Origin of the sequence: Lentzea rhizosphaerae (assembly GCF_042649515.1) — a bacterium.
Classification (GTDB): domain Bacteria; phylum Actinomycetota; class Actinomycetes; order Mycobacteriales; family Pseudonocardiaceae; genus Lentzea; species Lentzea aerocolonigenes.
The window spans coordinates 16,530-32,340 of sequence record NZ_JBHRZI010000007.1 but is presented as its reverse complement, the minus strand read 5'-3'; the positions used below and the strand labels follow the sequence as shown (position 1 = coordinate 32,340).

Genomic DNA, 15,811 nt, shown 5'->3' with positions numbered 1-15,811 from the left:
CACCACCGCATCACCTCCCTGCTCGGCGGGCTGAGCGGCGTGCTGCTCGCCCAGCCACCGCTGGACTTCGACTCCGTCGGCGCATGTCGGTCTCACCGGACGGGACCTGCCTGGAGGCGATCACGACTGAGCCGCGTCTCCGTGCGCAGCAGCAGCACGAGCGGTGGCAGCATGATCAGGACGTACACGGTCACGAACCACCCGAACAACCAGAGCAGGAGGTGGAACGCGATCACGGCGGCGTAGCCGAGGCGCGTCCACCGCTCGCCCAGAGCCACGAGCACTCCTGCCGTCGTCTCGAACGCGATGAGCAGCCCGATCAGCAGAACGTGGTTCGGCGGTACGACGGCCCTCCACGCGTCGGTCACCCAGCCGAAGTGGGCGGAATCGGCGAAGCCCGCGTAGTCCTCCCCTCTGGCGAGGTTGATCACGTGCACGAGCGCGCCACCGAGGACGAACAACACGCTCACGGCGGCGCGGCCGAGGTAGCGGCCCGGCTCCCAGCGGGGCGCCAGCACAGCGGCCGTGATCGTCGCGACGACGCACAAGAGCCACAACACGATGAAGAAGATGTTGTTCTGCATGGTTCTCACACCTCCTCGCCCATAGCAGCACCGGTTCGCCGCGCACCCCAGAGACCAACGTCTCGTGCCGGGCGGGCACTGCGGCTTGCACACCCCTGGGGGTACGAGTCGGCCGGTGACGAACGTCAACCGGAGTCACGGAAGTCCTGCACCAGAGCCGGCCTGATCCCGGCGGCTCTCGTCGCCGGCGTGATCGTCCGGTTCCTGCGCCTTTCCCGGCCTGCGGCGCACCGCGGTGCGGAGGTCCCTGAGCAGCGGCACTCCGGGACGGTCGTCGATCCTGCGCAGCGTGAGCAGGCCACCCACGACCATCGCGGCCCCCGTCGCCAGCAGGACCGGCCGAGCGGTCGCCCCCACGCCGACGAGCACGCTGGACGCGGAGATCGTCAGCAGCAGTGCCACTCGGCATCCGGTCTGCACGAAGGCGAAGACCCGCCCGCGCAGATCGTCGGCCACCTCGCTGCCGAGCAGGGTCGTCCCCGTGAGCAGCGCCATGCCCGCCCCGGCTCCCGCGAGAACGCACACCGGCACGGCGACCGCGAGGTTCGGCGCCGCCGCCAGCAGCGCGACCGACGATCCCGCGAGTGCGATCGACAGACCGAACCACCGGCGCCGCGACAGGTCGTGCACGACGATCGGGCCGGTGACGACACCCAGCCCGAACCCGGCGAACAACGCGCCGAACAGCAGGTCGAACGTCGCGTCCCCGCCTCCGAGCGAGCGCGCGTAGAACAGCGCGGTGCCGATCACCGCGCCCGCACCGGCGAAGGCCACCAGGATTCCCGACGTCAGGCCCCGCACGAGTGGCGTGCGGCCGACGTAGGTCCACCCGTCGACCAGCACGCGCAGCACGCTCCGGTGCTCTGCCTCTCCCTTGCCGTTGTGCCCGCCGAGCTCCGCGATGCCGAACCAGACCACCAGGGCGTTCGCGAGGAACGTCAGCGCGTTGAAGTAGAGCGCCAGGTCGGTGGCAGTGAGCCCCAGCACGGGCGAGGTCACCAGCGCGTTGAGGCCACCGATGAACAGGGCGCCGAGCACCGGTGTGACGCCGAACGCGGTCGCGAGGCTGAGCTGGTTGGCCACCTCCAGCTGGTCGCGCGGCACGAGGTTCGGCACGGCGGCTTCCTTGGCCGGTGACCACACCATGGCGATCGCCTCGATCCCGAACGTGGCCAGCGCCGCCCAGGCGACGACGGCCGCCGGTGCGGTGATCAGCAGGCCTGCCGTCGGAATCGAGGCGAACAACGCGAACCGCAGGGTGTCGCACACGGCCATGGTGTGCCGCCGGTCGAAGCGGTCGGCGACGATCCCTCCGAGCGGTCCCAGCACCAGCGCCGGCAGCATCCGCACGGCGATCACGCCGCCGAACGCGACGCCCTTGGCGGCCGGACCGCTGACCTGGCCCGCGGCGAACGCCGACGTCGACAGCAACCCGACCCAGTCGCCCAGCGACGAGAGGCCCAGCACCAGGAACAGGCGCCGGAACGGGCGGACGCGCAGCACCCGCCGCGCCCGCGTGAACTCGCTGGGCGCGGTCATCACCGCTCGAGAACGGCCGCGGCCACGAGATCCTCGTGCAGGACGGCGAGTACGGCGGTGCCGTCGAGGGTCTCCTGCTCGGTCAGCAGACCGGCGAGGCGTTCGAGTGCCCCGCGGTGTTCCGTCAGCAGACTGATGGCCCGATCTTCTGCTTCACGCAGCAGCCGGGCGATCTCCTGGTCGATCTGCCGCTGGGTCTGTTCGGAGTACGGCCGGCCGGGGCCACCGGCTGATCCACCTGGCAGGAACCGGGGTTCGCCGGCCGTGTAGCCGACCGGCCCGAGCGCGGGGGACAGGCCGAACTCGGTGACCATGCGCGTGGCGAGCCTGGTGGCACCGGCGAGGTCGTCGGCGGCGCCGGTCGACCCCTCACCGAGGATCACGAGCTCGCCCGCGCGCCCGCCGAGCCGGACGGTGAGCTGGTCGACCAGGTAGCTCTCCCGGTAGAGGTGCCGTTCCACCTCGGGCAGTTGTTCCGTGGCGCCCAACGCCATGCCCGCGGGCAGGATGGTGACCTTCTCCACGGGGTCCGCGTGTTCGCACAACGCTGCCAGCAGCGCGTGTCCTGACTCGTGGACCGCGACCGCCCAGCGCTCTTCTGGCAGCAGCGCGTTGGACGAGTCGCGCCTGCCGAGCAGCACGCGGTCACGCGCGGCCACCAGGTCGGTCGCGGTGATGACCGTGCGGTCGGCGCGCACCGCGAAGATCGCGGCCTCGTTGACGAGGTTCGCCAGGTCCGCGCCGGAGAACCCCGGTGTGGCACGGGAGATCTTGCCGAGGTCGACGTCCTCGCCCAGGTGTTTGCCGTTCACGTGCACCGCGAGGATGGCAGCCCGCTCGGCCTGGTTGGGCAGCGGCACCATCACCTGGCGGTCGAACCGGCCCGGCCGCAGCAGCGCCGGATCGAGCGACTCCGGCCGGTTCGTCGCCGCCAGCACCACGATCCCGCTCGTCTGGTCGAAGCCGTCCATTTCGGACAGCAGCTGGTTCAGCGTCTGCTCGCGTTCGTCGTTCCCACCGATGCCGCCGGCACCGCGCCGGCCGCCCACCGCGTCGATCTCGTCGATGAAGATGATCGCGGGCGCCCGCGTGCGCGCCTCCTCGAACAGGCTGCGCACTCGTGACGCGCCCACGCCGACGAACATCTCGACGAACGCCGATCCGGTCACCGACAGGAACGGCACGCTGGCCTCACCGGCCACCGCGCGGCCCAGCAACGTCTTGCCCGTGCCCGGCGGCCCGACCATGATCACGCCGCGCGGCCCCTTCGCGCCCGCCGCCGCGTACTTGCCAGGATCGCGCAGGAAGTCGACGACCTCGCTGACCTCCTGTTTCACCCCGTCGTAGCCGGCGACGTCGGTGAACCTCGTCGTAGGCCGTTCGGCCTCGATGATCTTCGCTCGTGACCGGCCGAACCCTGCCGCGCCGCCGGCCAGAACACCTTTGGCGCGCCGTCCCATCCAGCTGAAGAGCGCGAGCAGCAACACCAGCGGCACGAGCATCGACAGCAGCAGACCCCAGCCGCTGTCGTTCTGCTCGGCGGTGACCTGGACCTTCTTCGCGGTCAGCTTCGCCTCGAGTTCGCGGGTGTCGAGAGCGGACGGGATCTGCGAGCGGAACGCGGACCCGTCCCGCAGCGTGCCGCGCACCGAGCCCAGTTCGTCGACCGTGACGTCCACCACCTGATCGGCCTCCACTTTGGACACGAAATCGGTGTAGGACAGCGAGGTAGCCGGACTGAACGTCACTCCGATCCAGAACAGCAGAGCCAGCACGGCGGCCAGGGCGAGCACGAGCAGCCACGACCACCAGCGCCACGGCCGTGCCGGCGGCGTGCCGGGGACCGGGTCTGGTGGCGGCCCTGACCTGGCTGTACGCGACAACGTGGGCTCCTCACTCCGCGGGAACTCACCCGACGTTAGGCAGCGCGGGGTACAAGCCCCAGGGACCAGCGGAACCCCGGACCGGGACGTTGGTCCCTTTGCGTGCTGCACCACCCGCACGTGGTCGAGCGGGACCGGCGTGAGGCGCGCGGGTTTCAGCGGACGGCAACTGCCCGGCGACGATCACGAGCACGGCTGAGCCGCAGCTGACGCGCTGGCTTCCGCGCGTTGTCGGTGGTGAGTGACAGGATGCCGCCATGACTGACGAAATGCCCGACGGGGCACAGGAAGTCCGGAACTCGCGGGGACGGCCGCGGGTCATCGCCCACAATTCGAGCTCGGTGGACGGGCGGGTCACGTTGTCGCCGGGCGTGCTGCTGATGACCGACGAGCGCTGGCCGGTCTACAGCGGGTCCGGGTACGCGGACGTCAAGCGGCGTCATCGTCCCCAGGTCATTCTTGAGGGCAGCGGATCGTTCGTCACCGACGACCAGGAGGTCCCGGAGTTCCCGCCGCCGACGGAAACGGCGCAGGAACTGCGGCAGCACCACCTCCCGGACCACATCACCGCGCTGGCGACCGACGGGTGGCTGGTCGTGCCGGACAGTCGCGGGCGGGTTCGCTGGGTCTACAAGCAGTTCCCCGGCCCGGACTGGAGCGGATGGCACCTGCTCGTGCTCGTGGCGGAGGCGACGCCCCTGGAATACCTGTCCTTCCTGCGGCACGAAGGAATTCCCTACCTGGTCGTCGGTGATCGACACGTTGATCTGGAGACGGCACTGGACGAGCTCGCCGGCCTGCTCGGCGTCCGGACCGTCGTCTCCACCGGTGGTGGGCGCCTGAACGGGGCGCTGCTGCGCGCCGGACTGCTGGACGAGATCGAGATCGAGGTCGTCCCGATCGCCGTCGGCGGCACGACCACCCCCGCCCTGTTCACCGCCACCGACCTGCCGCCGGACGCATCGCCGACGCCGCTGCGGTTGGCCGAGGTCGAGCAGCGGTCCCGTGATCGAGTGCTGTTGCGCTACCAGGTGCTCGACCTGACGTGATCACGCAACTGGAGGAGGACCTCTACCCGGTACGCGCCTGGCCGAGCAGACACACGGGTGGCAGGAGGAACCACCGCAACGCCTCGAACTCCTCGGACAGCCCGGTGGGCCCGTCGTCGATCAGGTCCGCGCGTTCGGCGAGCAGACACCGGGCATCGTCCAGTTGTGAGGCCAGGACACCGTCGTCGGCACGCCGCGCGGTGGCGGCCGCGGAGGTGTTCACCACTGCGCGCAGATCCGGCAGTTCCAGCGGGACAGCCGCTTTGGCGCGGTGCCGCCACAGTCCGGTGTGCGGGTCGAAGAGGTAGTCGGTCAGCAGCCGGTGGCCGTACCGGGCGACGAGCCGCACGGCCTCGACGAGGTAGTCGCGGACGGCGTCGGTGATGAAGTAGTTGAAGTTGAGCCGTACCCAGCCGGGCTTGACACCTTCGCAGCCGATGGTGACCTCGTGGTCGTAGCTGTGTGAGTGCGCGGTGTCGATGGCGAGCAGCCGGTGCCCGTACGGTCCGGCACAGGAGCAACCGCCGCGGGACTGGATGCCGAACAGGTCGTTGAGCAAGGCGACGACGAAGTTGTGGTGCAGGAACCGCTCGCCGTGGCGGATGCGGAAGGACACGATGGACAGCCGGGCGGCGTCGTGGTTGCCGAGGATCTCGACACCCGGTTCGTCCTCCCACGCCGCGAGGGCGTGCCGCCACAGGCGTTCTTCGCGGGCCTGGATCAGCCGGGTGCCGACGGCGTCCTTGAGCGCGAACACCAGACCGGCCCGGATGGACTCGACGATGGCGGGGGTGCCGCCCTCCTCGCGGGCCACCGGGTCGTCGAGGTAGCGGTGGCCGTCCGGGCGGACGAACGCCACCGTGCCGCCGCCCGGCACCGTCGGCACCGCGTTGGTCACCAACTCCCGGCGCACCACGAGCACGCCGGGTGTCTGCGGGCCACCGACGAACTTGTGCGGTGACAGGAAGATCGCGTCCTTGTGGTCGCCTCGACCGGGCGCGCTCTCCCGCACGCGGATGGGCACGTACGGGGCTGCGGCAGCGTAGTCCCAGAACGACAGCGCGCCGTGATCGTGCAACAGGGCCGCGATGCTGTCGGCGTTGGTGAGCACACCGGTGACGTTGGAGGCGGCGGAGAAGCTGCCGATGAGCAGTGGGCGGCCGGAGTGCCGCACCAGCTGCCTGCGCAGCTCGGCGACGTCGATGTGACCGCGGGCGTCCTCGCCGATGACGACGACGTCCGCGATGGACTCGCGCCACGGCAGTTCGTTGGAGTGGTGCTCGTACGGCCCGACGAACACCACCGGGCGCTCATCCGGCGGGATCCGGTCCCGCAACGAGTACTTGTCGCTCAGCCCCGCGGGAAGCCGGATCTCGAGAATCCCGATGAGCTTGTTGATCGCGGCGGTCGCACCCGAGCCGCAGAAGATCACGAGGTCGTCCTCCGTGCCACCGACCGAATCACGGATGAGACGTCGGGCCTGCTCGCGCAGCCTCGTCGTGTACAGCCCCGTGCCGGAGCTCTCGGTGTGGGTGTTGGCGTAGCGGGGGAGGACGTGCGCGCGGATGAAGTCCTCGACGAAGTCCAGCGACCGGCCCGACGCGGTGTAGTCCGCGTAGATGATCCTGCGCGGACCGTAGGGGCCGTCGAGAACCTCGCCGTCACCGATGAGGCCGCTGCGGATGCGGTCCAGCAGCGGCGAGGTCGGAGCGTCGAGAACGTTGCTCGTCACTGGTTCATCGTGAGTCCGGGCACGGCCCGCGGACGCGGTCCATGGGCCCGCGTGCGCGGGGACGAAGGCCCCTGGGGACCGGTCGCGCCGGACCGAAGACTGGTGAGCATGACCAGGCGAATCGTGATCCTCGGCGGCGGCACCGGCGGCACTCTCGCGGCCAACAGGCTCCAGCGCGCCCTGGCGGGGGAGTGCGAGATCACCGTCGTCGACCGCGACGACGCCCACGTCTACCAGCCTGGCCTGTTGTTCGTGCCGTTCGGGCTCGCACACCAGGAGGATCTCGTCCGCTCCCGGCGTCGGCAGCTGCACGACGGCATCACCTACCGCGACTGCGGCGTCGACCACGTCGACGTGGAGGCGAACAGGGTCCACCTCGCCGGGGGTGCCGAGCTCGAGTACGACGTCCTGGTCGTCGCGACCGGTGCCCGGTTGGTGCCGGAGGAGACCGAGGGCCTGACCGGTGCCGGCTGGATGTCGAAGGTGTTCAGCTTCTACGACCTGGAGGGCGCGACCGCGCTCGCCGGGGCGCTGCGTGACTTCGAGGGCGGCCGGGTGGTCGTCAACGTGGTGGACATGCCGATCAAGTGCCCGGTGGCGCCGCTGGAGTTCTGCTTCCTGGCCGACTGGTACTTCCAGGAACGCGGCATCCGCGACCAGGTCCAGCTGACCTACGTCACACCCCTGGACGGGGCGTTCACCAAACCGGTCGCCTCCCGCGAGCTCGCCAGGATGCTGCAGGAGAAAGGCATCGAGCTGGTGACGGAGTTCAACACCGGTGAGGTCGACGGTGCGGCGGGGAAGCTGATCTCGTTCGACGAGCGGGAGGTCGAGTTCGACCTGGCCGTCGTCGTGCCCGCGCACGGAGGAGCCGAATGCGTCGAGCGGTCCTGGGGGCTCGGTGACGCGCTCGGCTTCGTGCCCACCGACGAGCACACCCTGCAGTCGAAGGTCAGGGGCAACGTCTTCGTCATCGGCGACGCCGCGGCGATCCCCGTGTCGAAGGCGGGTTCCGTGACCCACTTCGAGGGAGAAGTGCTGGTGCGCAACGTGGTGCGGTACCTCGCAGGGGAAGAGCTCGACGCGAGTTTCGACGGCCACACCAACTGCTTCATCGAGAGCGGCTTCGGCAAGGCGGTGCTGATCGATTTCAACTACGACACCGAGCCGTTGCCCGGCCACTACCCGTCCGCGGTGGGACTGCCGTTGCTCAAGGAGTCCCGGCTCAACCACCTCGGCAAGCTGATGTTCGGCTGGCTGTACTGGCACAGCCTCCTGCCCGGCAGGGACCTGCCCGGCGTGTCCACCGCGATGCCCCTGGCGGGCAAGCGATTCGAACTCCGGTGAGGAGCAACCTGGATGTCCAGCAAGGTGTACGCGGGAACCGAGGTCTCGGTGAACGACGAAGGCTTCTTCACCGACCCCGGGCAGTGGCGTGAGGACATGGCGGCCGAGATCGCGCAGGAGGCCGGCGTGGGCGACCTGACCGGCCGGCACTGGCAGGTCATCAACTTCATGCGCACGGAGTTCGCCGAGAAGGGCACCGGTCCCACCGTTCGCGCGCTGGGCAAGTCCTCCGGCGTCAGCGTCAAGGAGCTCTACCAGCTCTTCCCGAAGGGGCCGGCCAAGCTCGCGGCCCGCATCGCCGGCATCCCGAAGCCGCGTGGCTGCATCTGATCGCAGGAAAGGACGGCACCGATGCCGGACAAGATCGAGAAGATTTCCATCATCGTCTCCAAGGGCTCCCTGGAGGGGATCTACCCGGCGCTGATCATGGCCAACGGCGCTCGCGCGGAAGGCATCGAGGCAAGCCTGTTCTTCACGTTCTTCGGGCTCGACGCCGTGCACAAGGCCAGGCACGAGCACATCAAGCTCGCCACGGTCGGAAATCCCGGCCTGCACCTCGCGACGTGGGTGGGCGGCCTGCCCGGCATGTCCGCGGTGATGACGCACTACCTGTCGCGCAAGATGGACGGGCTGGACATCCCGCCGATCCCCGAGTTCATCGAGATGATCGCGGACACCGGAGCCGGTCTGTACGCGTGCCAGGCCTCGGTCGACCTGTTCGGACTGTCCAAAGAGGACTTCATCGACCAGCTCCAGGACATCATCACGGTCGGCGAGTTCTACGAGCGCGCGGCGGGTGGCCAGATCATCTTCACGTGACCGAGCAGGCTCGGCGGAAGGGAACGACGTGGGCGAGACGCAGACCGGGACGGACAACGACATGGTCCTCGTGCACGTGGCGCTCTTGCCCTTGACGGTCGCGGCCGCGGTGCTGCTGTGCCGAAACCTCGATGCCGCCGCCGTCCGCGGGCGGTTCAGGCCGGGAACGCCGGTGCGTTCGATCAGCGTGGTGCTGATGCTCCTCGGGCTCGGCCTCGCCGGGATGTGGTTGTTCTACTCGTTGCGCTTCGCCTTCACCGGAGCGCCTCCGGGCGAGCCGTTCGTCGTGGCAGTGCTCCTGGTGGCCCTCGTCGTGATGGCCGTCGACACGCGCCGGGACACCCGATGATCGACCGGGCGAGTCCGACCGACCGCGCGTTCCTGGCGATGGACGACCGGCGTGCTCCCGAGCATTTCGGTGTGGTGCTGCTGTTCCACGAGGCCGACGGGTTCGACCTGGATCGGGCCCGGCAGGTGCTCGCTGACCGCGTGCCCGCGGTCCCCCGACTGCGTCAGCGGCTGATCCGGACGCCGTTCGGGTGCGGCGGGCCGATCTGGGTCGATGACGAGCGTTTCGACCTCCGTGACCAGGTTCGCGTGGTGCGATGTGAGGAGCCGGGGGACGAACGGTCGTTGCTCGACTTGGCGTACTCCCTGGTCGCGACCCCGATGCCGCGCACCGGCCCGAGGTGGTCGGCGGTGTTCGTGACGGGTCTCGCCGGCAGACAGGCCGCACTGGTGATCGTGCTGCACCACGTGCTCGCGGACGGGGTCGGCGGACTCGCCGTCCTGGCCGGTCTGGCCGATCCGGGAGCGTCCGCGCCCGAGGTGGTCTTCCCCAGGCCGCGTCCGACCGTGCGCGCGCTGGTCCTCGATGCTGTGTCGGAACGGGTTCGCGCCGTGCTCCGGACCGGCACGGCTGTGCGCCTGCTCCGCACTTCGACAGCCGCCGCAGGAGGGCTGCATCCTCCGCGTGCGGTGCCGTGCTCGTTGTTGCGGCAGACCGGAGGACGCGGCAGGTTGGCTGTGGTCCGTGTCCCCGCGAAGGCGCTCCGGGCAGCGGCGCACCGGTACGGCGCCACCACCAACGACGCGGTTCTGGTGGCGGTGGGTGCTGCACTGAACCACGTGCTGTCGACCCGCGGTGAGTCCCTCGACACCGTGATGATCGGCGTACCGGTGTCCGGTCACGCGGAGGGGGAACCCGCGCGGGGAAACATGGTCAGTCCGCTCCTGGTGTCCGTGCCGGTCACGGGAGACCTGGCGCAACGCCTGCGGCGCACCGAGGCCGCGGTTCGCGCGCACAAGTCCTCCGCCCAGGGGCCGCCGCCGATCGCGTTGCTCGGCTGGCTGTTCCGGCCACTCGCCGCACTCGGTGCCTACCGCTGGTACATGAACCACCAGCGTCGGATGCACACCCTGGTCAGCCACGTTCGCGGTCCCGCTGACCCGCTCACGTTCAGCGGCTGGCCGATCCGATCGGCCGTCCCGATCGGATCGCTCGGTGCCGGGAACATGACCGTCTACTTCGAGGTGTTCACCTACGCGGGCACCGTCACCATCACCTCGATCGCGGACCCGGACCGGTTCCCGGACCTCGACGTGCTCACGCGTGCGTTGCGCGACGAACTCGACCGCATCGCGTCGTTGGACTGACGACAGTCCACAGTGCACCGTCAGGACTTGTCGAACCACTTCAGCACGCGCAGCGCCCGCAACGTGTTCCAGCGGCTCGGTTCGCCGGTCCGCTCCATTTCGAACCAGACGGCGCCGGGGTAGGGCCGCTGCAACGCCCACCTGCCGTCACTGCCTCGCCTGGACCGGACCGCTTCCACCGCATCGGTCAGTCGTTCGTCCCGGTGCGCTCCGGCGGCGCGGAAGTGGTCCAGTGCGCGGAGCACGTCGTGGCGCCAGCGCGGTGGGAAGGTCAGGCGGACCATCGCCGGGTCGACCACCGCGCCGGTGCGGTGGGACCGGTAGAGCCGGTGAGCCAGCAGGAACTCCCTGCCGCGTGCCTCCGCCTGCTCGGCCCGGCCGTAGTCGCGCAGACCGTCGAGCACGTTCGCCGTGGTGTGGAACGAACTGTGCGTGGCGCCCAGATGCCGCAGGCAGTTCCACCCGCCGTCCGGCATCTGCTCGCGCAGCAGGTAGCCGGCGAGCAGCTCCCGGCGCGGGTCGTCGATCTCGAAGTAGGACAGCAGACCGAGTGCGAACCCGGTGATGCACGTTTCGCTTCGCTGCTGGGTGGCGGCGAGGTTCATGCCGCCGTCGTGCCACAACCCTTCCTCCAGGAACAGCGCACACGACTCGCGCGCCCGCGGATCGTCCGGCGGCAGGCCGAGTTGGCGCAACAGCAACAACGAGTACGTGGTCGAGATCCACTTCCGGCCGTAGAGGCGCGGGGTCCAGCGGCCGGTGTCGTCGCGGTGGGCGAGCAGCCGCGCACCCCAGCCCTCGGTCGCCACCCGTGTGCGTTCGGCCTGCCACACCGCCTCCGGCGCGTCCTGGAGGTCGCGCATCACCTGCCAGCGGATGGCCGGATCACCGGTCAGCAGCCACTTCTCGACGTCCATCTCATCTCCCTCGCAGGGTGGTCACCCGGTCTGGCCGTCGCCGAGCAGCGCGCCGAGGGTGACGAACTCGTAGCCGCGCGCCCGCACGGCGGTGATCACGCCCGGCAACGCGTCAGCGTCCAGAGTGGACCCGTCTTCGGGGTGAGATCCGATGTGCATCAACACGATCTCACCCGGCTGCAGCGCCTCGACCGTGCGGTCGACCACCCGCTGTGCGTTGCCGCCGCCGGCCGTGCCCTGCCAGCCGAGCGTGTCGACGGTCCACCGCACCGCGGCGTAGCCCTGCGCGTTCACGGCTGCGATCGTGCGTGCGTCGCGGTCACCGTAGGGGAAGCGGAACAGCGGTCGGGGATCGGCGCCGGTGCGCATGAGGGCCTGCTCCGCACGTGTCAGTTCGCCGGCGATCTCGTTGTCCGGCAACCGGGACAGGTACGGGTGCGTCATCGTGTGGTTTCCGACGCGGTGCCCGGCGGCGAGGATCGCCTGGACGTGACCCGGATCGGCCTGGGCGAAGTTGCCGGTGAGGAAGAACGTCGCGCGCACGTGCTGGTCCGCCAGCGTGCGGAGGATGCTGGGCAGTCCGGCGGCGTTGGCACCCGCGTCGAACGTCAGCGCGACGACCTTGCGATCGGTCGGCAGTCTGGTGACGTCCTGGCCGCGCAACGACTCCGGGAAAGGAACTCCTGGAGGAGCGGGCGTCGTGGTCCGGGTGGTGGTCGCCGCTGTTGTCGTTGTCGGCGTGCTCGTACCAGTGGGTGTGGTCGTCGTCGAAGTGACCGACGTGCTCGGTGGCGTCGCGACCGGCGGTTCGGGCGGCGGCCGGAGCAGCGCGAAGATCAGCACGGCGACGCCGAGGAGCACCAGCACCGCCGCGCCGCCCACCAGAGGCCGGTGTGTCCTGAGCCATGCCTTCACCGCACTCACCTCCACGGCCAGGGTCGCGTCCGGCGGGCGTGCTGAACCGGGCACGAGGTCCTGTTCCGCCGAGGCCGGAAGGCGGTGGCCGGGCACCACGAGGCTGTGCCGGGCCTGGACGGGATCTTCGGATTCGGTGGTGGCGCCGAACGTCCCTGATGGCCACTCGGACGGTGCGGGAGAGGCGAAGGTCCCGCCTGATGTGCTCCGGGGTGCCGCAGGGCTGCGAACGCACGACCCTGTCGACGCGGACGTGCGGCGACGGACGCTGACGTGATGGTGCAGCGATACGACATCCACCCCCAGATCCTCTCCGAACAGCCGACAGCGGTCGCCGAGGCGACCCTGGCGGTACCGGAGATCGGTCCGTGGCTGACGAAGACGTACAACGACATCGCCGCCGTCCTCGCGGGCTGCGGGATCGAGCCGACGGGCGCACCGTTCGCTCGGTACCACCGGCTGGGCGACGGCCGGTTCCGGGTGGAAGCGGGATACCCGGTCGGCGTGGCGATCGACCGCGCGGACGGTGTGCACCCCTCAGCGCTTCCCGGAGGCCCGGCCGCCAGGACGGTGCACCTCGGGCCCTACGAGGCCATGGAGTCGGCTTACGGCGCGCTGACGTCGTGGGTGCGGGCACGGGGCGGCGACATCGCGGGCGATGCCTGGGAGATCTACTTCAGCGATCCGGAGGTCGAACCCGATCCGGCGGCGTGGCGCACCGGAGTCGTGCAGCCGTATCGGATGGCGCCACGCCTGGCGTGATCTCGCTGCGGCTCACCGGTTTCGCCGTGGCGCGACGAGCACAGTGGCTCAGTGCTGTGGCGACGAAGGTCCCTGTGGCACGCAGCCGTCGGGGAGAAGCCTTGAGGGTGTTGCGGACACTCACCACCCCAACGGGAGGAGAACGCCATGCGCAGGCTTTCCGTTGCTTCGCTGATGACCAGCGAGGTGGTCACCGCGCATCCCGAGACGCCGTTCAAGGACCTGGCGCTGCTGATGAAGGAGCACGGCATCAGCGCGGTGCCGGTCGTCGAGGGGGACTACGCCGTGGGCGTGGTCTCCGAGGCCGACCTGCTGGCGAAGGAGGAGTTCCGGGGTGGAACCAGGCCCGCGGTTCTGTCGAGCCGGGCGGAGAAGCGGCGCTGGCGGAGGGCACTCGGCGGCACCGCGCGTGAGGTGATGACGACACCGGTCCGCACCATCCGCATGGACGCCTCCGCGAGCACCGCGGCGGTGGAACTGGCCAAGGCCGGCGTGCGCAGGCTGTTCGTGGTCGACGTGGAGGGTGCTCTGGTCGGAGTGCTGTCGCGGCGAGACCTGCTCAAGGTGTTCGTGAAGGACGACGAGGCGCTGCGGGCCGAGATCCAGGACGAGGTCTTCGGCAGCTCGACCTGGCTCAACCCGGCCACGGTGGACATCACGGTGCACGACGGCGTGGTGACGATGCGAGGACTGCTGGAGCGGCGCAGCGACGTGGACCTCGCCGCGTACTTCGTCCGCGTGCTGCCGGGCGTCGTCGGCTTGGAGAACGAGCTGGAGTACGAGTGGGACGACACCCTGCGTCCCCGCCGGGCCGGGATGTTCGGCTGACCCTGGAGAGGTGATCGTCATGCGTGAGGCGTTCGACGCCGAGCTGGCCGTGTTCCGCCGGCAGCTGGCCGATCTGGCCCAGCGCACCCGGGACGCGATGACCCGCGCCACCACCGCCGTGCTCGACGTGTCGCTCACCGGAGCCGCCGAGGTGATCAACGACGACGCCGGACTGGTCGAGGCGCACCACCGGATCGATCAGCAGGCTCTCACGTTGCTGGCCCTGCAGCAGCCCGTGGCAGGTGATCTCCGCACGATCATCGCGGGTCTACGGACGAGCGCGGACCTCAAGCGCATGGCCACGCTGGCCCGTCATGTGGCCGAACTGGTGAGGCAGCGGCATCCCAGGCCGGTGGTCCCGTCGGCGGTGCGTCCGACGATCGTCGAGATGGGCGCGGTGGCGGCCAGGCTGGCCGCGGCCGCTCAGGAGGCGATGACGACGGGAAACGCCGATGCGGCAGTGGCCTTGGAACAAGCCGACGACGAGATGGACACCTTGCTCAAGTCGCTGTACGGCACGCTGGTCTTCGAGCACCGGTGGAACGTCGAGACGGCGATGGACCTCACGCTGCTCGGCCGCTATTACGAGCGGTTCGCCGACCACGCGGTGTCCGTTGCCAAGCGGGTCGCGTTCGCGGTCGGCTCCCGCGGGTGATCTCGTCCGCGGTCTTCCTGTGACGGGAAGGCCGAAGGCCCCGCGCGAACCGAGTCGGTCCGCCCTGTCGTCCGCCTCCGGCGAAGAGGACGTTCGTTTCATGAGCAAGGGACCTGGAGCGCCGGTCGTCGCAGGCGTCGACGGATCGGCGTCAGCGCTCGACGCCGTCGGCTGGGCGGCCGACGAGTGTCTGCGCCACAACGCGCCGTTGCGCCTGGCACACGCCTATCTCCCACCGATGCCGAGCCGCGCAGACCTGGGAGCCGCCGGCGGCCACCTCGACAAGGCCCTGCAGGCGCAGGGCCGCATGTGGCTGCGTCAGGCGCGGGCCGTCGCCCGTGACGTTGCGCCGAGCATCGCCATCACCACGAGACTGGCGTGCACCGGTTCGGTGCCGTTGCTCGTCGACGAGTCGGAGGGTGCCCGGTTGGTGGTGCTGGGGTCGAGAGGACTCGACGGCTTCGACGAGTTGCTCGCCGGCTCCACCGCGTCCGCACTGGTGTCGCACGGCAGATGCCCGGTCGTCGTCGTGCGGGGCGCAACCGCCCCCGACGGTCCGGTGGTCGTCGGAGTGGATGGTTCGCCGGTGAGCGAGGCAGCCGTGGCGTTCGCGTTCGAGGCGGCGTCGATCCGCGGCGCGCCGCTCACCGCGGTGATGTCCTGGCCCGACTTCCTGCTCGACCGCGGCTACCACGACACGAAGATCGCCCACGACTGGACCGAGGTCGAAGACGACGAACGGCGGCTGCTGGCGCAACGGCTGGCGGGCTGGCAGGAGAAGTACCCCGACGTGCGCGTCGACCGCGTGGTGGGCAGGGAGCGCGCGACGAGGATGCTCCTGCGGCTCGGTGAGCAGGCACGTCTGCTGGTCGTCGGCAGCCACGGCCTCGGCGGCTTCACCGGGATGTTGCTCGGTTCCACGGCCGCGACGCTCGTGCACCACGCGCCGTGCCCACTCGCGGTGGTCCGGCCGCAGCGGTGACGGCCGATGCCCTTCAGCGCGCGTCCGTCCGGCTGGTTCACGCCAGCGGCGAGGTTGATCACGTGCAGCAGCGTGCCGCCGAGGGTGAACAGCACGCTCACCGCCGTACCGCCCCAGCGGCCGGCGGATCGCCGGCACGGCAC

General features: G+C 70.1%; 16 protein-coding genes. 10 read left to right on the top strand and 6 right to left on the bottom strand.

The window, feature by feature from the left end; translation table 11 throughout:
* Positions 1-92: 92 nt before the first annotated feature.
* The 3 genes from ACFOWZ_RS04715 to ftsH all read right to left on the bottom strand — a co-directional run bounded on the left by ACFOWZ_RS04715 (position 93) and on the right by ftsH (position 4,006).
* Positions 93-584, bottom strand: coding sequence for a hypothetical protein (locus tag ACFOWZ_RS04715; RefSeq protein WP_382369241.1), 492 nt, complete (start codon positions 582-584; stop codon positions 93-95).
* Positions 585-719: 135 nt separating this feature from the next.
* Positions 720-2,123, bottom strand: coding sequence for an MFS transporter (locus tag ACFOWZ_RS04710; protein ID WP_382369238.1), 1,404 nt, complete (start codon positions 2,121-2,123; stop codon positions 720-722).
* Entirely contained in the window at positions 2,123-4,006 is a 1,884-nt protein-coding gene (ftsH, locus tag ACFOWZ_RS04705; RefSeq protein ID WP_382369235.1) for an ATP-dependent zinc metalloprotease FtsH, read from the bottom strand. The genes ACFOWZ_RS04710 and ftsH overlap by 1 nt, the downstream gene beginning before the upstream one ends.
* A gap of 257 nt (positions 4,007-4,263) precedes the next feature.
* On the opposite strand from ftsH, the gene ACFOWZ_RS04700 reads away from it, so the two are divergent.
* Positions 4,264-5,055, top strand: a complete 792-nt coding sequence (locus tag ACFOWZ_RS04700; protein WP_382369231.1) for a RibD family protein — start codon at positions 4,264-4,266, stop codon at positions 5,053-5,055.
* A gap of 22 nt (positions 5,056-5,077) precedes the next feature.
* Here the strand turns inward: ACFOWZ_RS04700 and ACFOWZ_RS04695 are convergent, their stop codons facing one another.
* A complete protein-coding gene (locus ACFOWZ_RS04695; RefSeq protein WP_382369228.1) occupies positions 5,078-6,787 on the bottom strand; it encodes an aminotransferase class V-fold PLP-dependent enzyme in 1,710 nt (569 codons plus the stop codon).
* Positions 6,788-6,895: 108 nt separating this feature from the next.
* Between ACFOWZ_RS04695 and sqr the strand changes: the two genes are divergently transcribed.
* Genes sqr through ACFOWZ_RS04670 form a run of 5 tightly spaced genes read left to right on the top strand, consistent with a single transcriptional unit; the run spans position 6,896 to position 10,609 of the window.
* Positions 6,896-8,134: a type III sulfide quinone reductase, selenoprotein subtype gene (sqr, locus tag ACFOWZ_RS04690; RefSeq protein WP_382369225.1), complete on the top strand. Its 1,239-nt coding sequence runs from the start codon at positions 6,896-6,898 to the stop codon at positions 8,132-8,134.
* 12 nt (positions 8,135-8,146) lie between these two features.
* Positions 8,147-8,464, top strand: a complete 318-nt coding sequence (locus tag ACFOWZ_RS04685; RefSeq protein WP_382369222.1) for a TusE/DsrC/DsvC family sulfur relay protein — start codon at positions 8,147-8,149, stop codon at positions 8,462-8,464.
* 21 nt (positions 8,465-8,485) lie between these two features.
* Positions 8,486-8,953, top strand: coding sequence for a DsrE/DsrF/DrsH-like family protein (locus ACFOWZ_RS04680; RefSeq protein WP_382369219.1), 468 nt, complete (start codon positions 8,486-8,488; stop codon positions 8,951-8,953).
* A 28-nt stretch (positions 8,954-8,981) separates the two neighbouring features.
* Positions 8,982-9,302 (top strand): hypothetical protein, encoded by a 321-nt coding sequence (locus ACFOWZ_RS04675; protein ID WP_382369216.1) that lies wholly within the window; start codon positions 8,982-8,984, stop codon positions 9,300-9,302.
* A complete protein-coding gene (locus ACFOWZ_RS04670; RefSeq protein WP_382369213.1) occupies positions 9,299-10,609 on the top strand; it encodes a wax ester/triacylglycerol synthase domain-containing protein in 1,311 nt (436 codons plus the stop codon). The genes ACFOWZ_RS04675 and ACFOWZ_RS04670 overlap by 4 nt, the downstream gene beginning before the upstream one ends.
* 20 nt (positions 10,610-10,629) lie before the next feature.
* Here ACFOWZ_RS04670 and ACFOWZ_RS04665 read toward each other — a convergent pair whose 3' ends face one another.
* The gene (locus tag ACFOWZ_RS04665) at positions 10,630-11,526 is read right to left on the bottom strand and encodes a hypothetical protein (RefSeq protein ID WP_382369210.1); all 897 of its coding nucleotides are present in this window, start codon (positions 11,524-11,526) and stop codon (positions 10,630-10,632) included.
* Between the two features lie 21 nt (positions 11,527-11,547).
* The gene (locus tag ACFOWZ_RS04660; RefSeq protein WP_382369207.1) at positions 11,548-12,441 is read right to left on the bottom strand and encodes a polysaccharide deacetylase family protein; all 894 of its coding nucleotides are present in this window, start codon (positions 12,439-12,441) and stop codon (positions 11,548-11,550) included.
* Between the two features lie 276 nt (positions 12,442-12,717).
* On the opposite strand from ACFOWZ_RS04660, the gene ACFOWZ_RS04655 reads away from it, so the two are divergent.
* The 4 genes from ACFOWZ_RS04655 to ACFOWZ_RS04640 all read left to right on the top strand — a co-directional run bounded on the left by ACFOWZ_RS04655 (position 12,718) and on the right by ACFOWZ_RS04640 (position 15,668).
* Entirely contained in the window at positions 12,718-13,203 is a 486-nt protein-coding gene (locus ACFOWZ_RS04655) for a GyrI-like domain-containing protein (RefSeq protein ID WP_382369534.1), read from the top strand.
* Positions 13,204-13,350: 147 nt separating this feature from the next.
* Positions 13,351-14,031, top strand: coding sequence for a CBS domain-containing protein (locus ACFOWZ_RS04650; RefSeq protein WP_382369204.1), 681 nt, complete (start codon positions 13,351-13,353; stop codon positions 14,029-14,031).
* Positions 14,032-14,050: 19 nt separating this feature from the next.
* Positions 14,051-14,686, top strand: a complete 636-nt coding sequence (gene phoU, locus ACFOWZ_RS04645) for a phosphate signaling complex protein PhoU (RefSeq protein ID WP_382369201.1) — start codon at positions 14,051-14,053, stop codon at positions 14,684-14,686.
* Between the two features lie 100 nt (positions 14,687-14,786).
* The gene (locus tag ACFOWZ_RS04640) at positions 14,787-15,668 is read left to right on the top strand and encodes a universal stress protein (RefSeq protein WP_382369198.1); all 882 of its coding nucleotides are present in this window, start codon (positions 14,787-14,789) and stop codon (positions 15,666-15,668) included.
* Positions 15,669-15,811 lie beyond the last annotated feature (143 nt).